Below are 17,362 nucleotides of genomic sequence, written 5' to 3'. Positions count from 1 at the left end.
TCCGCCGAGACGTCAGCAACGCCGGTCGAGTGGGCACCGAGGTGCCTACTCGACCGGCGTATGTGACGCCTCGGCCATGGCCTGGGTCAGGCGGGGATGTTCCGGCGGCGGAAGCCGACGAAGGAGACCAGCAGCAGGATCGCGGCGACGGCGCTGAGGCCGATCATGTGCGAGGCCTCGATGGGCTCCTGCGGGTAGCGGCCGACCCACCAGAAGGGGGAGATGCCGGCGACCGAGTCCGGGAGGTCGAACAGCGGGCCGAACATGCCGGTGATGCACGTGAACGCGAAGAGCGCCCAGATGACCGGCGTGATCTTCGGGACCCAGGCATAGAGGGCCGCGGTGAGAGCCATGAAGACCGCGACCGCCGGCAGGAACGCCGCGCCGCCCTTCAGGAAGGTCCCCAGCTCGACCTCACCGTTGACCAGCGCCCCTGCCCACAGCGCGAGGGCTCCCGAGATCATGGTCAGGACGAACGCGCCGATCGCCACGACCGCGAGGTGTGAGCCGAACCAGCGACCGCGTGAGACCGGCTTGGCCAGCGTGATCTCGAGGCGGCCTTCGGTCTCCTCCGTCTTGGCCCGCAGGGTGGTGGCGATCGCGTACCCGGCGGCGGCCAGTGCCGCGTACAGGATCATGATCGCCAGGAATCCGGTGAGCGGGTCGTCGCCGAACATCTCGGTCCCGCCGGGCACGTCCGTCATCATCTCCTCGACACCCTCGCCGAGGTAGGTGCCGGTCGCGCCGAACATCACGAAGGTGCCGAGGAACCACCAGAAGAGAGCCGTACGCTGCTGGCGCCACGCCATCGCGATCGGGGACGAGAGGGTCCCGGTCGCCTCGGCCCGGCCGGAGCGGCCGGCGAGCAGTGCGCCGTCGAAGTCGCGCTTCGAGGCCAGGAACGCCCCGAGGGCGAGGAGGACGACGACCGCCACAACGCTCAGCGCCAGCGGCCACCAGCGCAGGTCGACGTACGCCCTCATCTGCTGTGTCCACGCGATCGGCGAGAGCCAGGAGAGCCAGGTCCCGTGCTCGCCGGGCTCGGCCTGCAGGTCACCGATGCCGCGCACGAGCACCGCGACGCCGAGCACCGCGAGCGCGAGGCCGGTGGCGCCGCGCCCGTGGGTTGTCAGCTGCGAGGTGACCAGCGCGACCGCGGCGAAGACCAGGCCGCTGACGGCGATCGACGTGGACAGGGCGAAGGTGTCCTCGACCGCAAGGTCTCCGGCGGAGATCAGCAGCGCGCTACCGAGGACCGCGAAGACGACGTTGGCGATGACCACCGTCAGGAGCGAGGCGGCGACCGCCGCGTGCCGGCCGACCACGCGGGAACGGACCAGCTCCGCCCGCCCGCTCTCCTCCTCGGCGCGGGTGTTGCGGACGACCTCGAACATGTTCATGACCCCGAGCAGAGCGATCATCCACAGGGTCATCTCGTTGGCGAACATGGCGCCGATCGTGTAGTCGTCGAGCCCATAGTTCGGCCCGCCGAGGAACACCGACGCCGGCTGCTCCATCAGCGCAGCGCGCCCCTCGCGGTCCTCGGCCGTGGGGTAGACGGTGCTGAGCGCGGTGACGAAGTAGGCGTACAGCGCGAGCAGCGAGACCGTCCAGACGGTCAGCCGCACCCGGTCGCGCCGCAGCATGAAGCGGGTCAGGTGCCAGGTGCCGGCGAAGGAGGTCAGTGGCGTACGCCGGGGGAGGGCCGGAGCAAGCGTGCTCATCACGCCTCCTCCGTCTCGATGACGTCGCCGTAGTGCCGCATGAAGAGCTCCTCGAGCGACGGCGGCGTGATGGTCAGGCCACGTACGTCGAGGTCGGTCAGGGTCTTGAGCACGTCCCCGACGGCGTGGTTGTCCACGTCGAAGGCGACTCGGGTCCCGGCGCCGTTCTGGCTGGTCACCAGGTCGTTGACGGCCTGCAGCCCGCTCAGCGCCGACGGGTCGCCGCCGACGGTGGCGACGACAGCGGAACGGGTCAGGTGGCGCAGCTCGTCGAGCGTGCCGGACTCGACGGCGACCCCGGCCCGGATGATCGTGACGGTGTCGCAGACCTTCTCGACCTCGCTGAGGATGTGGCTGGAGAGCAGCACCGACGAGCCCGCGGCCTTGGCCTCCCGGGCGTACTCGGTGAAGACAGCCTCCATCAACGGGTCCAGACCGGAGGTCGGCTCGTCGAAGATGTAGAGCTCGGACTCGTCGAGGAAGGCCGCGACCAGGGCGACCTTCTGGCGGTTGCCCTTGGAGTAGGTGCGCGCCTTCTTGGTCGGGTCGAGCTGGAACCGCTCCAGCAGCTCGGCCCGGCGTGCCTTGCGCCTGGCCTTGTCGCCGCCCGGCTTGAGGCGGGTGAGGTAGTCGATGCACTCGCCGCCGGTGAGGTTGGGCCACAGCGACACGTCGCCAGGGACGTACGAGATCCGCTTGTGCAGCTGGACGGCGTCGCTCCAGGCGTCACCGCCGAACAGCTTGGCGGCGCCGGCGTCGGCGCGCAGCAGCCCGAGCAGGACCTTGATGGTGGTGGACTTGCCGGCTCCGTTGGGGCCGAGGAAGCCGGCCACCTGGCCGGGCTGGACGGTCAGGTCGAGGCCGTCGAGGGCCTTGAAGGAACCGAAGGACTTGTGCAGGCCCGCGATCTCGACCGCGGGGATGTTGTCGGACATGGGAACTCGCTTCCGCGTTGGGAGGATAGGAGGACGTACGCCGACGGGCCTGGCGTCATGCAGACGGGGGCTCCGTGGCGGCGTCCTGCGGCGGGTCCGGGACATAGAGCAGGTATTCGTCGAGCATCCGGCGGGTCGTGAACACGCCCTGCGTGTAGAGCTCGATCATCGGCAGGTAGCTCGTGGACAGGAAGCCACGCACCATGCCGCTGATGTCGCTCGGGTCCTGGGGCGGGTTGAGGGTGAGCTCGAGCATGAGCGTGCCGAGGGCGGAGAGGACCAGATAACGGGCCCTGGCCGTCTCGTCGCGGCTGGGCTTGATCAGCCCGGCCTCGATGCCGTGCTTGGTGTAGCCGACCGCGTCCTCGATCATCTGCTCGATGAAGGTGCGGCCGACCGGCCCGCCGTCCTGCAGGGAGCGGAGGACGTAGCCGAGCATCGGTGCGTACTCGTCCGCGGCGGCGAACCTGTGCAGGATGCCCTGGCCCGAGGCCAGCTCGTCGATCGTCTCGTTCTTCGACGCCCGGATCTCGGCGAGCACCCGCTCATCACACTCGGCGTGGAGCTCGTCCTTGGAACCGAAGTGGTGGATCACCAGGGCCGGGCTGACCCCGGCGTCGGTCGCGATCGAGCGGACCGAGGCACCGAAACCGTCGCGCGCGAACCGCAGGATCGCCGCGTCGCGGATCCGCTCGCGGGTCGTCGGGTCGCCAGGGGCTGAACGCATGTTTAATCCTAAACACGTGTTCAGCCCCTGCGCAAGGGGTTACCCGATCAGTTGATGGTCCAGGTGAAGTCGACGGCGATCGGGAAGTGGTCGGAGAGCATCAGGCCGGTGCCGTTCTCGCGGAAGTCGGCGTCCAGGTTGCGGTAGGAGGTCGCGCTCAGGTCGACCCCGCCGCCGTCGCGGTAGAGCACCTTGTCGACGACCTCGCACTCCACGCCCGGGTTCACCTCCGGGCACCCCAGGGCCGGGCTGCCGCGGTCGGGCTCGTCCCCGCTGCGTACGAGCTCCACCCAGGCGTCGGTGAGGCCGTTGGTGGCGGCGAAGTCGGAGATCCGGTCGCCCTCTCTGGTGTAGCGGGTGTTGGTGTCGCCCATGACCAGGACGGCGTTGCCGGCGGAGTGCTCGGAGATGTACGCCGTGAGCTGCTCGAGATTGCCGCGGCGAGCGGCCTCGTCCAGGCTGTCGTCGCCGGCGTCGGCGTGCAGGTTGTAGACGTCGATCCAGGTGCCCGGGGCGATCTGTGCGCGGTGGAAGGTGAAGCCCTTCGGCGTCAGGCAGTCGGCCTGGTTGATCCAGCAGTCGTCCCAGGTGACGCGGTCGAGCGCCTCGTACGGCTGGTGGTGCAGGCTGTTCAGCCCGCTCCCGAACGGCACTCCGCCCGAGGTCGGGGTGCGGTGGGCGTGCACGTCGGTCTCGTAGAGGTAGGCGTGGTAGTTGAAGTCCTCCTGGACGTTGACGATGTCGAATCCGTCGATGCGCCGGCCGATCTCGTTGGTGGCGGACTTGCGTGGCGTCGGTGCGCTGGAGATGGCCTCGGGGAGGCCGGCGATGTTGTACGTCAGCGCACTGAAGCTGCCCTCGGCTGCCTGCGCCGGGGCGCCGAGGAGGGGAAGGGCCGCGGCGAGCGAGGTCGCGGCGGTGAGGGCGAGGAGACGCTTGATCTGAGGCACGAGAAACTCCGATCGAGTGTGGGGGTCGAGGGCTCGTCGCGAGCCCACCCCATCGTGGCGGAGTTCGTGGTGCGTGTCCGAAGATCTCCTGCGTACGTCCTCAGCCCGCGTAGCGAGCGGCCCGAGCCGTCGGCTCGCCCGGCCCGGAGGCGAGGAGCGCGAGCAGCTCGTCCTCGAGGACCTCTCCGACCCGGCGGCAGAACGTCTCCGGCTCGTCGGCGGCATCGGGGGACTCCGCGACGATCCGGTCGACCACGCCGATCTGCTGGAGGTCGACGGCGAGGACCCGCTGCGCCTCGGCCATCTCCGCGGCATGGTCGGAGTCGCCGTACACGATCGCGCTCGCGCCCTCCGGCGGAAGCGGGGAGAGCCAGGCGTGCTGGGCGGCGACCACCCGGTCGGCGGGGAGGAACGCGAGCGCGCCACCGCCGTTGCCCTCGCCCAGCATCAGGCTGAGCGTCGGGGTCTCCACGTTGACGAGCGTGCTCAACGTACGCGCGATCTCGCCGGCGATGCCGCCGTTCTCCGCCTCCGCCGACAGTGCGGCGCCGGGGGTGTCGATGACGGTCACGACGGGGAGCCCGAGCCCGGCGGCGAGCTTCATCCCGCGCTGCGCCTCGCGCAGGCCCTCCGGCCCGAGCGGCTGGTGTGCCTGCTCGCGCCGGTCCTGGGCCAGCACCAGACACGGCGCCGAACCGAACCGCGCCAGCGCGATGATCAGGCCCGGGTCTCGCTCGCCCTGCCCGGTGCCGTTGAGGGGTACGACGTCCGAGGCCGCGATCCGGAGCAGCGCCCGCGCTCCCGGCCGGTCCGCGCGCCGGGACCGCGTGATCGCATCCCAGGTGTCGACCGCCGAGAAGTCGGCCCCGTCGGCCGAGGCGTCACCGGCTGACGTCTCGGGCGACGCGAGCGACGTCTCGGCCGACGTGGGTGACTTCTCGGGGCGGAGGTCGAGGATGGTGAGGACGCGGTCGACGAGCCCGGCGAGCTCGTCGGGAGGTACGACGCCGTCGACGAGACCGTGGGCGAAGAGGTTCTCCGCGACCTGGACGCCGGAGGGGAAGGGGCGCCCGTTGAGCACCTCGTAGACCTTCGGACCGAGGAACCCGAGGAGTGCCGCGGGCTCGGCGACGGTGACGTGTCCCAGGGATCCCCACGAGGCCATCACGCCGCCGGTGGTGGGGTGGCGCAGGTAGACGAGGTAGGGGAGTCCGGCGGCCTTGTGGCGGGTGACCGCCTCGGCGATACGCACCATCTGCACGAACGCCGGCGTACCCTCCTGCATCCGGGTCCCGCCCGAGGCCGGGCCGGCCAGCAGCGGCAGCCCCTCGCGGGTCGCCCGCTCCACGGCCGCGATCAGCCGCTCGGCCGACGCGCGCCCGATCGATCCGGCCAGGAACCGGAACTCGGAGAGCACCACGGCCACCCGCCGCCCGGCGATCCGGGCCTCGCCGGTGACCACCGACTCGTCGGTTCCGGCCCGTTCCCGGGCGCGCACCAGGTCGGCGGCGTACGCCTCGGAGACCTCGCCGGCTCGATTGCCTCGGGCTCCGCTTCGGCCGTGGACGGGCGGGGTGTCCCAGGACGTCCAGGTGCCGGGGTCGAGGACGAGGTCGATCAGCTCAGCGGAGGTCAGGCCCATGGATCGGACGATACCCAGGAATTGGCTCAGTGGCTGAGCCTGTCCCGAGGGGCGACACCAGATGCGTTAGTCTATTAACTCAATAGACAATCCGAAGGAGTCTGGAATGAACGCCCCCACGAACCCCGAGCTCCTCTGGTATCTGCCCAACTTCGTCGAGGCCGGCCACCGTGGCGACACCGCGTCGCCGGAGGACGGCTACGGCACCCTCGACTACCAGGCCGGTCTCGCCGAGGCGGTCGAGAACGCCGGTTGGACCGGTGCCCTGCTCGGCACCAGCTGGGGGAGGCCCGACACCTTCACCGTCGCGACGGCCCTGGCCGCGCGCACCACGACCTTCGAGCCGCTCGTCGCGATCCGCCCGGGCTACTGGCGCCCGGCCAACTTCGCCACCTCGGCGGCCACCCTCGACCAGCTCAGCCGGGGCAGGGTGCGGGTCAACATCGTCTCCGGCCAGGACGACCTGGCCGCCTACGGCGACCGCGAGGACTCGCGCGCGGCCCGCTACGCGCGGACCAAGGAGTTCATGCGACTGGTGCGGCGGCTGTGGACCGAGGAGAACGTCACCTTCGACGGCGACCACTTCCAGGTCGCCGGCTCCACCATCACCCCGCGTCCGTACGCCACCGAGGGCCGCCCGCACCCCAGGCTCTACTTCGGCGGCGCGTCCCCGGAGGCCGAGGCGGTGGCCGCGACCGAGGCCGACGTACAGCTCTTCTGGGGCGAGCCGCTGGACGGCATCGCGGAGCGGGTCGAGCGCCTGCAGAACCTCGAGCAGTCGCTGGGCCGCGACCTCGCGCCACTCGAGTTCGGGCTGAGGATCACCACGCTGATCCGCGACACCCGCGAGGAGGCCTGGCGTGATGCGGAGGAGAAGGTGCACCGGATGGCCGACTCCGTCGGGGACCGCGAGTTCCGCCGCGGGCGGTCAGCGGTCGGGCAGAGCCGCCTCCTCGACCTCGCCGACCGTGGCGACGTGCTCGACGAGTGCCTCTACACCGCTCCCGGGAAGTACGGCGGCGGCGCCGGAACCACCTGGCTGGTCGGATCCGCGGACGACGTCGCCGCCGCGCTGGGCCGCTACCAGGAGCTCGGCGTGACCCACTTCGTCCTCTCGGACACGCCCTACCGGACCGAGGTCACCCGGGTCGGCGAGGCGCTGATCCCGAGGCTCCGCGAGGCGGACCGGGTCGCGCTAACGGGTCCAAACGGCGTACGTCGGGCGTAGTTAACCGGAAAGACACGCTCCTGACCTGGGAAAACCGTTGGTAGCTGGAGGGTGTTCGCTCTATTCTGGTAGCACCCGGTTTCGCCGCCGGGTGCCACCACTTGACCTTTTGAAGGGCCCACCATGAGCACGCAGCACTCGACCACCGCCCCGGCGGCCTGGTCGCTGACCGCTGCGCACGAGCGCGACCCTCATGCCCGCGGGAGCCGACAGTGACCTGGGTGCATAGCCGCACCGGATCACTCCGGGCCGCTCCTGCGAGACATGTCTGTCTCGTCGGGGCGGCCCTTTTTGTTTCCACCCGACCTGCACGCGATCTCTATCCGACTCTCCTGGGAGGTAACCGAGTATGACTACGACCATGGGCGCCGTGACCCTGTATAACGCCTCCTTCGAGCCGCTCGGAAGGGTCTCGTTCAAGCACGCCGTGCGGATGCTGTTCCGTGAGGTGGCGGTGGTTCACGAGCAACAGGGCGACAAGATGATCGGGCCACATCCATGGCCCAAGGCGGTGCGGCTGGTCCGCTATATCGCCATGCATTGGATGTACCGGCCGGCCGGCTACTCCCGCGAGGGAGTGCTCAAGCGCGACCAGCATCGTTGTGCCTACTGCGGCGGCCATGCCCGCACCATCGACCACCTGCTGCCACAGTCACGCGGCGGCAGATGGACATGGATGAACACCGTGGCGGCGTGCGGCAGGTGCAACGGCCGCAAGGGCAACCGCACCCCGGAGGAGGCCCACATGGTCCTCCGCATCGAGCCGTACGTCCCGACCCGTGCCCAGCTTGCCGCCATCATCTGACCCGCCGAGAGGTCAGTTTCTGCCACCGAGGAGTCGATCGCTGTCAGAAACTGACCTTTCGGCGTCAGAATGTGACCTCTCGGCGAGGAAAATGCCGTGTCGACTTGACGCAGCATTAATAAGTACGATGGACTAACAAACATGTCCAAGGCGAGACGTCGTACGTTGCGGCCGATCGGGAAGTTGCTGCAGGAAGATGCGCGGCGGCATCACCGGTCCCTGGTGCTCCAGCACCTCTTCGCGGTGGGTCCGGCGAGCCGCGCCGACCTGGCCCGAGCCTCGGGGCTGACCCGGGCGACGGTCTCCGATCTGGTCGGCAGCCTGCTCGAGGACGGGCTCGTCGAGGAGCTCGGCGCGCCGGTGGAGAGCCGGGTCGGGAAGCCGCCGATGCTGGTCGGTCTCGCCGCTGACGCCACGCACATCGTGACCATCGACGTCTCCGGTGACGACCAGGTCGCCGGAGCCGTGCTCAACCTGACCGGCGATGTCATCCATCGCACCACCAGGTGCCGGGAGGGCCGCACCGGAAGCGAGGCCGTGCGCCTCGTGAAGGAGCTGGTCACCGAGCTGATCGCGAGCACCGACCGGCCGATCCTCGGCATCGGGATCGGCAGCCCCGGTGTCGTCGCGGCCGACGGCACCGTGGTCGCCGCGCCCAACCTGGGCTGGACCGATGTCGGCCTGGCCGATCAGGTGCGCCGTGAGACCGGCCGACCGACGTACGTCGCCAACGACGCCAACACCGCGGTGCTGGGGGAGTACACCTTCGGCCAGTCCGGCGACGGCGGGCTGATGCTCGTGCGGGTCGGCACCGGTGTCGGTGCGGGGCTGGTGCTCGAAGGGGCGCTGCTCCACGGGTTCGTCGACGCCGCCGGTGAGGTCGGGCACGTGACCGTCGACCCCGAGGGTCCGCTGTGCGCGTGCGGCCGCCAGGGCTGCCTGGAGACCTTCCTCGCGGTGCCGCGCCTGCGGGAGCGCCTCGAGACAGCCCACGACGATGCGCTCGTGGAAGCCGGCGAACATCTTGGAAAGGCATTGGCCCCTGTGGTCGGAACCCTGAATCTTCACGAGCTGGTCCTCTCCGGGCCGGCCGACCTCCTGGACGGACCGCTGCGCGAGACCGCCGACCGGATCATCCGCGAGCGGACGATGCCGGTCAGCGGCGAGCCGCTGGAGTTCCGTACGTCGACGCTCGGCGAGGACGTCGTCATCGTCGGCGCCGCGGTGCTCGTCCTCGCCGGTGAGCTGGGGGTGTCGTGATGCCTTCCCCGACCACCGTCGAGACCCTGGCGCTGCGCGTCCAGGTCTCCGCCTTCGCCGGCCCCACCCTGCCGCCCGGCTACGCCGAGCTGCTCCGCGGGGGCCTGGGTGGGATCTGCCTCTTCGGTCCCAACACCGAGGCCGGTGAGGATTCCGTACGCAGCCTGGCGGCCGAGATCCGGGCCGCATCCGCCGAGGGCGGCTGGGCGCCGGTGATCACCATCGACGAGGAGGGCGGGGACGTCACCCGCCTGGAGGCTCTCACCGGTTCCTCGGTGCTCGGCGCCGCCGCCCTCGGCGCGGCCGACGACCTGGCGCTGACCGAGGAGACCGGCCGGGCGGTCGGGTTGCGGCTGGCGCGAGCCGGCATCAACCTCAACCTGGCTCCTGTCGCCGACGTGAACTCCAACCCCGACAACCCGGTGATCGCGACCCGGTCGTTCTCCCACGACGCCGGCGTGGCCGCCAAGCACGTGGCCGCCTGGGTGAAGGGCCTGGAGTCGACCGGCGTCGCCGCCTGCGTCAAGCACTTCCCGGGCCACGGCGACACCGGCCAGGACAGCCACGTCGCCCTCCCCGTCCTCGACGCCTCCCTGGACACGCTGCGCGACCGTGAGCTGGTCCCGTTCCTGGCCGCCGCCGAGGCCGGTGCCGCCTCGGTGATGACCTCCCACATCGTGGTGCCGGCGCTGGACCCCGAGCTGCCCGGCACGCTCTCCGCGCCGGTGCTGGGACTGCTGCGCGAGCTGGGCTACGACGGGCCGATCGTCTCCGACGCCCTCGACATGGCCGGTGCGTCGGCGAGCCGGGGGATTCCGGCCGCTGCGGTGCTCTCGCTCGAGGCAGGCGCCGATCTGCTCCTGCTCGGCCCCGACAAGCCCACCTCGCTGGTCCGCGACACGACCGCCGCGATCGTGGCCGCGGTCGATTCCGGTGAGCTGCCGCTGGAGCGGCTCCAGGACGCGGTCGCGCGCATCGACCGGCTGCTCGCCGACCTCACCGACACGCAGCAGCGACCGGACGGCGCGCTCGACCCCCGGTTCGAGGAACGCTCCGTCGAGGGCGCTCGCCGGGCGCTCGCGACTGCCAGCGACGACCTCAGCGAGATCCCGCACCTCGCCGGTGCCCGGGTCGTGACCGTCGACACGGAGGCGAACATCGCCGTGGGTGACGTGCCCTGGGGGCTGCCGCCGGACATCGTCATCCGCCCTGGCGACCCGCTCCCGGATCTCCCCGACGCACCCCTCATCGTGCAGGTGCGTGACGCGCACCGCCGTCCCGAGGTCGGCCGGACCGTCGCCGAGCTTCCGGGCGCCGTGGTGCTGGTGGAGTGGGGGTGGCCCGGGGCGTACGACGGACCGGGGGTGCCGCGACTGTGCCCGCAGGGGTTCTCGCTGCCGGGCATGGCCGCTGTCACCGAGGTGCTGCGACGATCGGGCTGGAACCGGTGAACGGGGCGCGGGTAGGCCTCGACATCGGCGGCACCAAGATCCACGGCATCGCGATCGGCGCCGACGGGGCGGTGCTGGCCGAGGACCGTGCCGCCACCACCCCCGGCGGCGAGGGCGTCGTGAAGAGCGCGGCCGCGGTGGTCGCGAGCCTGCGTGACGCGCTCGACGGCGGCGAGATCCGCTCGATCGGGGTCGGCATCCCCGGCATCGTGGACACCCGCGCCGGCACCGTGAAGCATGCGGTCAACCTGGGCCTGGACGGCGACGCCTTCCCGCTCGCGGAGCTGCTCGGCGCCCGCACCGGAGCTGTCGTCACCCTCGAGAACGACACCAACGCGGCAACGCTCGGCGCGCACGCCGTCGAGGACGTCGACGACCTGGTCTACCTCTCGCTCGGAACCGGCCTGGCGGCCGGTCTCTACCTCAGCGGCGCGCTCCGCCGAGGCTTCCACGGCGCCGCCGGGGAGGTCGGGCACCTCCCGGTCGACCCGGAGGGCCCGGTGTGCGGGTGCGGCCAGCGCGGCTGCCTCGAGCTGGTCGCCTCCGGTGCCGCGCTCGCGGCGGCTTGGCCGACCGCCACCGGCCACCCCGCCGCGGCGCTCTTCACCGCCGCCGCCTCGGGCGACCCGGCGGCCGTGATCGTGCGGGACCGCTTCGCCGACGGCGTCGCCGCCGCCGTACGCTCCCTCGCTCTCGCCGTCGACCCCGAACGCGTCGTCATCGGCGGCGGTGTCGCGACGGTCGGCGAGCCGCTGCGGGAGGCGATCGCGCACGCGCTGGTCCGGCAGACCGAGACATCGCCGTTCCTCGCCTCCCTCGAGCTCGCCTCGCGCCTGCGGGTGGTCTCGGCCGCCCCGGTCGCCGCTATCGGCGCCGCTCTGATCACCCCGACGAAGGACTGACATGGAAGTAGTTGTCCTCGAGACCCCCGCCGAGGTGGCATCCCTCGCCGCGGACACGATCGAAGACGTCGTACGCCGCCGGGCGGCCGCCGGCACCGCCGCCGTGCTCGGGCTGGCGACCGGCTCGACGCCGCTGGCGACGTACGAGGAGCTCATCCGGCGTGCCCGGGACGGTCGCGGGCCGTCCTATGACGGTGTGGAGACGTTCAACCTGGACGAGTACGTCGGCCTCCCCGACGGGCACGAGCAGTCCTATCTGGCGACCATCCGGCGCGAGTTCACCGACGCGATCGGTATCCCGCCGGAGCGGGTCCACGGACCCGACCCGACCGAGGAGACGCTGCCGACGGCCGGGGAGCGCTACGAGGCGGCCATCGTGGCTGCGGGCGGGATCGAGGTGCAGATCCTCGGCATCGGCTCCGACGGACACCTGGCCTTCAACGAGCCCGGCTCGTCGCTGGCCTCGCTGACCCGGATCAAAACGCTCACGGCCACGACGCGCAAGGACAACGCGCGCTTCTTCGGCTCACCCGAAGCGGTGCCGCACCACGTGCTCACCCAGGGTCTCGGCACCATCACCCGCGCCGGCCACCTGCTTCTCCTCGCCACCGGGGAGGGCAAGGCCGAGGCGGTCGCCGCTGCCGTCGAGGGCCCGGTCTCGGCGACCTGCCCGGCCTCGGTCCTCCAGCTCCACGGCCACGTCTCGGTCCTTCTGGACGAGGCCGCGGCGTCCCGGCTCGTACGCCGCGACTACTACCGCGAGGTCTACGCCGGGAAGCCGGACTGGCAGGGGCTCTAGAGTGCGTCGCGGAGCCGCTCCGCGGCGGTCTCCGGCGGGATGTCGTTGACCCAGAGCGCGACGCCGGACTCGATGCCGGCCAGGTACTTCAGCCGTCCCGGCGCCCGCCGGATGGTGAAGATCTCGGCGGCCAGGTGCCAGGTGTCCTCACGTCCGGTCGGGGCCTGCTGCCAACCGGCGATGTAGGGCACCGGGCCGGCGTCGTCGAGCCCGTCCATCCGCCGCAGGCACTCCTGGTAGAGCGCGGCGAGGTCGTCCATCTCCTCGGCGGTCAGACCGGGCAGCGAGCCCACGTGGCGCCGCGGCACGACGCGGATCTCGTAAGGCCAGCGTCCGGCATAGGGGACGTACGCCACGAACGTCCCGTTCTCGGCCACCACCCGCGACCCGTCGGCGATCTCGTCGGCGAGCACCGCACACTGCAGGCACTCGCCGGTCGCCTCGCGATGGGCGTCGGCGGCGTTCACGAGGGACTCGATCCTCGGCGGCAGCACCGGCATGGCGTAGATCTGCCCGTGGGGGTGCTGCAGCGTCACCCCGATCTCCTCGCCGCGGTTCTCGAAGCAGAAGACGTACGCCACCTCCGGCATCGCCGTCAGCTGCTCGGTGCGATGGGCCAGCGCCGCGAGGACCGTCCGCACCCGCTCGGGAGGAAGGTCCACGAAGCTCTGCTCGTGGTCGCTGGTGAAGCAGACCACCTCGCACCGGCCACGCCCCGGCTGGGAGACGAACGGCTCCCCGGTCGCCTCGCCGACCGCGACCGTCGAGAGCGCCGGGAACCGGTTCTCGAAGGCCACCACGTCGTAGCTCTCGGCCGGGATCTCGGTGAGCCGCCCGTCGACCGACGGGCACAGCGGGCACTCGTCCGAGGGCGGCTTGAACGTACGCGTCTGCCGGTGCCCCGCCACCGCCGTCCAGGTCGCGGTCAGCCGGTCCCAGCGCAGCTGCGACCCGCCCGCCCGCGGCTCCAGCGGCCGCTCGTCGTGCACCGAGCGCAGCGTCGGCTGCTCGTCGAAGAACCAGATCTCGCGTCCGTCCGCCAGCTTCGCTGACGTGGCCACCGGGTTGGTCGGCGCAGGGGTGTTCGGCATGCGCTCAGTATCGCCTGCGCCGGGCTACTTGCTGACGCAGGCCTGCGCTGCGCCCTGCGAGACGTTGCCGTTCTCGCCGAGGGAGCGGACCTGGATGCAGACCTTGGTGGCGCCCTCGAGGCGTACGACCGCCTTGGGACGGTCCACGTTGCCGCTGGTGGAGTTGTCACCGACCCACTTGTAGCCGGTCGCTCCGGGCACGCCGGACCAGGTGAAGACGGCGCGGTTGCCCTTGAGGGCGCCCTTGACCTTGCCCGGCGCGGCTGGGCCGGTGACACCGGGGAGGTCGGTCTCGACGGGCGGGGGCGGGACCTCGTCGGGCTTCTCGTCCTCGCCGCCGCGGGAGAGGACGATGCCGATGGCTGCGGCGAGGAGGAAGAGGACGACGACGCCGATGATCGCCGGGGTCTTGCTGCGGCTCTCCGCCGGGCGCGCGCCGGTGAGGACCGAGGGGCCCTCCTCCGTCCGCGGGTAGCTGAACCGGGTGCGGTCGGCCGAGGCCGAGCCGGCATCCGCCACCGGTGCCGACGCGAGCGAGGCCGGCGGCTGGGTGATCGGCGCCTGCGCGATCACCTGGGACGGCGGCTTGAGCTCGGTGGCCTTCTCCATCTCCGGGTCGGAGGGTGGAGAGGAGAGACGTGAACGGCCCGAGCCCGTGGTCGGACCCTCACCCCGCGCTGCCGGAATGTCGGGAACGACCGGGATCGACCCGCTGCCACCGGCATCGCGGTCGAGGACCTGCACCTCGGTGCGGCCCAGCCGCAGCTCCTGCTCGATCCGCTGGAAGTGGCGGGCCAGGTCGAGGACGGTCCGCGGCCGGTAGGTCGGGTCCTTCGCCATCGCCTGCTGCAGCACCCGGTCCAGGGACGGAGGTACGTCGGCCCTGCCCGTGGCAGGGGGAGCCGTGTGCAGGATGCGGGAGAAGACTGCGCGGTCGGAGTTGTTGCCCCGCTCCGCGAAGGGCGAGCGGCCCACGAGCAGATGCCAGACGGTGGCGGCCAGCGAGTAGACGTCGGAGGCGACCGAACCGTTGGACGCCGAGGTGAGGACCTCGGGCGGCGACCACGGCAGGGAGACCCCGATGTCGCCCTCGTCGTCGCGCGGGCGGCCGGCGATGCCGAAGTCGGCCAGGCCGGGCACGTCGTAGCGGGAGAGCAGGATGTTGGACGGCTTGATGTCGCGGTGGATGATCCCGGCGCGGTGCGCGGTCTCGACGGCCGACGCCATCTGGATCCCGAAGCGCAGCGCGTCCTGCACCTTCATCGGGTTGTTGCGTACGCGGGCACCGAGGTCCGCGTTGGGGTAGTAGCCCATCACCAGGTAGGGGCGGCCGTCCGGCGTCTCGCCGGCGCTGTGCACCGGAACGATGAACGGGTGCTCGGCCAGCTCGGCCATCACCGCCGCCTCCGCGGCGAACTGCGCGCGCTGCGCCTCGGCGAGGTCGGAGGAGCGCATCAGCTTCACCGCGACCCGGACCTTCGGGTGGTGGCGCTCGTAGAGGTAGACGTCGGCGAAACCGCCCGAACCGAGCCTGCCCAGGCAGTTCATCCCGGGCAGCTCGGGGCCGAGCTCCGGGTGTGGTGTTTGAGTCACCCGAGGACCTCGTAGTTCAGGTTGATCGAGCCGGCGAGGCTCACCACGGCGCCGGGCTCCAGTGCGTACTCCTCCATCGGCCGCATCTGCTGCGGACGCCCGCCGGGCAGGGTCAGGTAGGACCCGTTGGCGGAGCCGAGGTCGCGGACGAGCACCTGCCACTCCTCCAGGCGCACCTCGGTGTGCAGCCGGCTGATGTCGGGCAGCATCACCTTCACCAGATGCGGAGGTACGCCACCAGCCCCCGTGTTGCCGTTGGCATCAGCGCGCGGCGACCGCCCGAAGACGGCACCTCGGTCCAGGATGACGACCCGGCCGTCGCCCAGCTTGAGCTGGCCCAGCGCGGGGCGCGGGACCGAGACCGGCTGCTGGTGCGGCGGCAGCGCCATCCGGCAGATGCGGCAGGTCGGGGAGTAGGGCGGTGAGGCGTGGCCCTGCGGGCAGTAGACCGCCCACACGGTCGGCCCGCCCGCCGGTGGCACCGGGGTCGGCGTCGCGACGTCGCGGACCCGGGTCGCCATGTCGTTGGGCGGCGTCGGCGCGGGCGCGGGCATCGGGGGAGGCGGCACGGAGGGTCGAGCCGCGGGCGGCGCAGCGGGCGGGGGCGAGGGCTGCCGGTCCGGCGGGCCCCACGCGTTGGGATCGGGCTTCTTGGCACCCTTCTTCCGCCACGGAAGACCGTCGATGATGCCTTTCTTGGCTTCGGGCGCAGGCTGGGGCGGTGCCACCGGTGGCGGCGGCACGGGCGAGGGGGGAGGGCTCTGGAAGGACGAGACGCCCGGCACTCCCGGAGGGGGCGCCGCGGGCGGCGGAGAGGCCGCCAGGTCCGAGCGCCGGATGGTGTGGTCCAGCGGCATCATGGTCGATTCGGCCTGAACCTGAGCATAGAAGTCGGGGTCGAAGACGACGTCCAGCGAGCGAGCGTGGGCGGTGTCGACCAGCGGCTGGTCCTCCTCCATCCCACCCCAGGCCCCGTTGGCGAGCTCGGCGCGCTCGGGGACGGCAGCGAAGTGGCCGTCGGCCCACTTGCCGGCGACGTCGATGCCGTCGATGAAGACCGGCACCTCGTTGACGACGGCGGTCACCTTGGCAGGGGAGCGCACGGCGTACCGCACCCGCGGGCCCTCGCGCCCGATCAGCGCGAAGCCGGGGGCTCGCGGTCCGTCGACGGAGAGCAGCCCGGCGATCGCGTCGACCGGGTGGGGGTCGGACAGTGCGGCCTGGACGCCGCCGACCCGCGGGTCACCGGGGCCGAGCTGCACCAGCGCCCAGCACCGGTCGCCCTTCAACGCGAGCCAGTGCCCAGCACAGTAGGTAGCGGTATCACTCATGGGACGACGAGACGTCCCCTGCGGATCGTGAGGAGCCTGATGTCGAGACGTCAGTCTCCGCGGGCGCGGCGAAGAGCGAGGGAGGGGGTGTCACGAGTACCACAGTGACATTGTCGCGCCCGCCCGATGCAACCGCAGCGTCCACCAGCCTCTGGGCGAGGTTGTCGATGCTTCCGCCCACACCGAGCGTCTTGGACGCGATCTCATGGATCTCGTGGTCCTCGAGCTCGCCGGTGAGGCCGTCGGAGCAGAGCAGGAAGAGGTCGTCGGGCGACACGGCCACCAGCCACGTGTCCGCCTCCGGAGACGGGTAGGTGCCGAGCGACCGGGTGATGACGTTGCGCAGCGGGTGGACGCGGGCCTCGGCGGCGGTGATCATCCCCGCCTCGACCATGACGGCGACCTCGGAATGGTCGACGGTCACCTGCGTGACGCCGGCCGGCGAGAGCCGGTAGACGCGCGAGTCGCCGACGTTGAACACCAACCAGTGGGGAGCGCCCTCGAACTCGACGAGCGCCACGCCGGTCAGGGTGGTGCCCATGCCCTGCTTCTCGGAGTTGCGAGCCGCCTCCGAGGTGATCGCGGAGTTGGCGGCGTGGACGGCGTCCTGGATGTCCTCGGGGACCGGGCAGATGGTCGCGAAGCGGCTCTGGAAGGTCTCGACCGCGAGGGCACTGGCGACATCGCCGCTGGCATGACCGCCCATCCCGTCGGCGACGACGGCCACGGCGGGCAGCATGACGAACGAGTCCTCGTTCACCTCGCGGACCCGGCCGACATCAGTCGCCCCCGCGGCACGCAGGGCTGGGTAAGCGGTCATGCTGTTCCTTTGCGGTGCCAAGTATCTGGGGCATCCCGGGCAGGATGCGAAAATAGTGGTGCTGGAAGCGGACACTTTAGAACATCCCGTACGGTAACGGTGAG

At 71.4% G+C, this 17,362-nt stretch carries 15 protein-coding genes; 6 read left to right on the top strand and 9 right to left on the bottom strand.

The annotated features are described in order from the left end of the window. Nucleotides 1-86: 86 nt before the first annotated feature. The 5 genes from OG801_RS12570 to OG801_RS12550 form a co-directional block, all read right to left on the bottom strand. On the bottom strand, nucleotides 87-1,724 hold the full coding sequence (locus OG801_RS12570) for an ABC transporter permease (protein WP_406035947.1): 1,638 nt from the start codon (nucleotides 1,722-1,724) through the stop codon (nucleotides 87-89). Further along, complete coding sequence (locus OG801_RS12565; RefSeq protein ID WP_355017624.1) at nucleotides 1,724-2,659, bottom strand: ABC transporter ATP-binding protein; 936 nt, start codon at nucleotides 2,657-2,659, stop codon at nucleotides 1,724-1,726. The genes OG801_RS12570 and OG801_RS12565 overlap by 1 nt, the downstream gene beginning before the upstream one ends. Nucleotides 2,660-2,714: 55 nt before the next feature. Beyond that, nucleotides 2,715-3,386: a TetR family transcriptional regulator gene (locus OG801_RS12560; RefSeq protein ID WP_406035946.1), complete on the bottom strand. Its 672-nt coding sequence runs from the start codon at nucleotides 3,384-3,386 to the stop codon at nucleotides 2,715-2,717. Between the two features lie 47 nt (nucleotides 3,387-3,433). Continuing rightward, nucleotides 3,434-4,336: a hypothetical protein gene (locus tag OG801_RS12555; protein WP_406035945.1), complete on the bottom strand. Its 903-nt coding sequence runs from the start codon at nucleotides 4,334-4,336 to the stop codon at nucleotides 3,434-3,436. A 100-nt stretch (nucleotides 4,337-4,436) separates the two neighbouring features. Continuing rightward, complete coding sequence (locus OG801_RS12550; RefSeq protein ID WP_406035944.1) at nucleotides 4,437-5,978, bottom strand: carboxyl transferase domain-containing protein; 1,542 nt, start codon at nucleotides 5,976-5,978, stop codon at nucleotides 4,437-4,439. A 106-nt stretch (nucleotides 5,979-6,084) separates the two neighbouring features. On the opposite strand from OG801_RS12550, the gene OG801_RS12545 reads away from it, so the two are divergent. From OG801_RS12545 to nagB, 6 genes are all read left to right on the top strand, one after another. Continuing rightward, a complete protein-coding gene (locus tag OG801_RS12545) occupies nucleotides 6,085-7,206 on the top strand; it encodes an LLM class flavin-dependent oxidoreductase (RefSeq protein ID WP_406035943.1) in 1,122 nt (373 codons plus the stop codon). A gap of 349 nt (nucleotides 7,207-7,555) precedes the next feature. Then, nucleotides 7,556-8,011 (top strand): HNH endonuclease, encoded by a 456-nt coding sequence (locus OG801_RS12540; protein ID WP_355017629.1) that lies wholly within the window; start codon nucleotides 7,556-7,558, stop codon nucleotides 8,009-8,011. 141 nt (nucleotides 8,012-8,152) lie between these two features. Then, complete coding sequence (locus OG801_RS12535; RefSeq protein WP_355017630.1) at nucleotides 8,153-9,271, top strand: ROK family transcriptional regulator; 1,119 nt, start codon at nucleotides 8,153-8,155, stop codon at nucleotides 9,269-9,271. Next, a complete protein-coding gene (locus OG801_RS12530; RefSeq protein WP_406035942.1) occupies nucleotides 9,271-10,722 on the top strand; it encodes a glycoside hydrolase family 3 N-terminal domain-containing protein in 1,452 nt (483 codons plus the stop codon). The genes OG801_RS12535 and OG801_RS12530 overlap by 1 nt, the downstream gene beginning before the upstream one ends. Further along, entirely contained in the window at nucleotides 10,719-11,624 is a 906-nt protein-coding gene (locus OG801_RS12525; RefSeq protein WP_406035941.1) for an ROK family protein, read from the top strand. The genes OG801_RS12530 and OG801_RS12525 overlap by 4 nt, the downstream gene beginning before the upstream one ends. 1 nt (nucleotide 11,625) lies before the next feature. Continuing rightward, the gene (gene nagB, locus OG801_RS12520) at nucleotides 11,626-12,423 is read left to right on the top strand and encodes a glucosamine-6-phosphate deaminase (RefSeq protein WP_406035940.1); all 798 of its coding nucleotides are present in this window, start codon (nucleotides 11,626-11,628) and stop codon (nucleotides 12,421-12,423) included. Here the strand turns inward: nagB and galT are convergent. The 4 genes from galT to OG801_RS12500 are packed head-to-tail and all read right to left on the bottom strand — an operon-like array spanning nucleotide 12,420 to nucleotide 17,258. Beyond that, nucleotides 12,420-13,514: a galactose-1-phosphate uridylyltransferase gene (galT, locus tag OG801_RS12515; RefSeq protein WP_406035939.1), complete on the bottom strand. Its 1,095-nt coding sequence runs from the start codon at nucleotides 13,512-13,514 to the stop codon at nucleotides 12,420-12,422. The genes nagB and galT overlap by 4 nt on opposite strands. 24 nt (nucleotides 13,515-13,538) lie before the next feature. Then, nucleotides 13,539-15,107: a serine/threonine-protein kinase gene (locus OG801_RS12510; protein ID WP_406035938.1), complete on the bottom strand. Its 1,569-nt coding sequence runs from the start codon at nucleotides 15,105-15,107 to the stop codon at nucleotides 13,539-13,541. Further along, complete coding sequence (locus OG801_RS12505) at nucleotides 15,104-16,438, bottom strand: FHA domain-containing protein (RefSeq protein WP_406035937.1); 1,335 nt, start codon at nucleotides 16,436-16,438, stop codon at nucleotides 15,104-15,106. The genes OG801_RS12510 and OG801_RS12505 overlap by 4 nt, the downstream gene beginning before the upstream one ends. Further along, the gene (locus OG801_RS12500; protein ID WP_355017637.1) at nucleotides 16,431-17,258 is read right to left on the bottom strand and encodes a PP2C family serine/threonine-protein phosphatase; all 828 of its coding nucleotides are present in this window, start codon (nucleotides 17,256-17,258) and stop codon (nucleotides 16,431-16,433) included. The genes OG801_RS12505 and OG801_RS12500 overlap by 8 nt, the downstream gene beginning before the upstream one ends. Between the last annotated feature and the right edge of the window lie 104 nt (nucleotides 17,259-17,362).

This window comes from Nocardioides sp. NBC_00163 (genome assembly GCF_045206295.1).
Lineage (GTDB): Bacteria > Actinomycetota > Actinomycetes > Propionibacteriales > Nocardioidaceae > Nocardioides.
The sequence above is the reverse complement of the archived record's forward strand: the minus strand, read 5'-3'. Positions and strand labels throughout refer to the sequence as shown.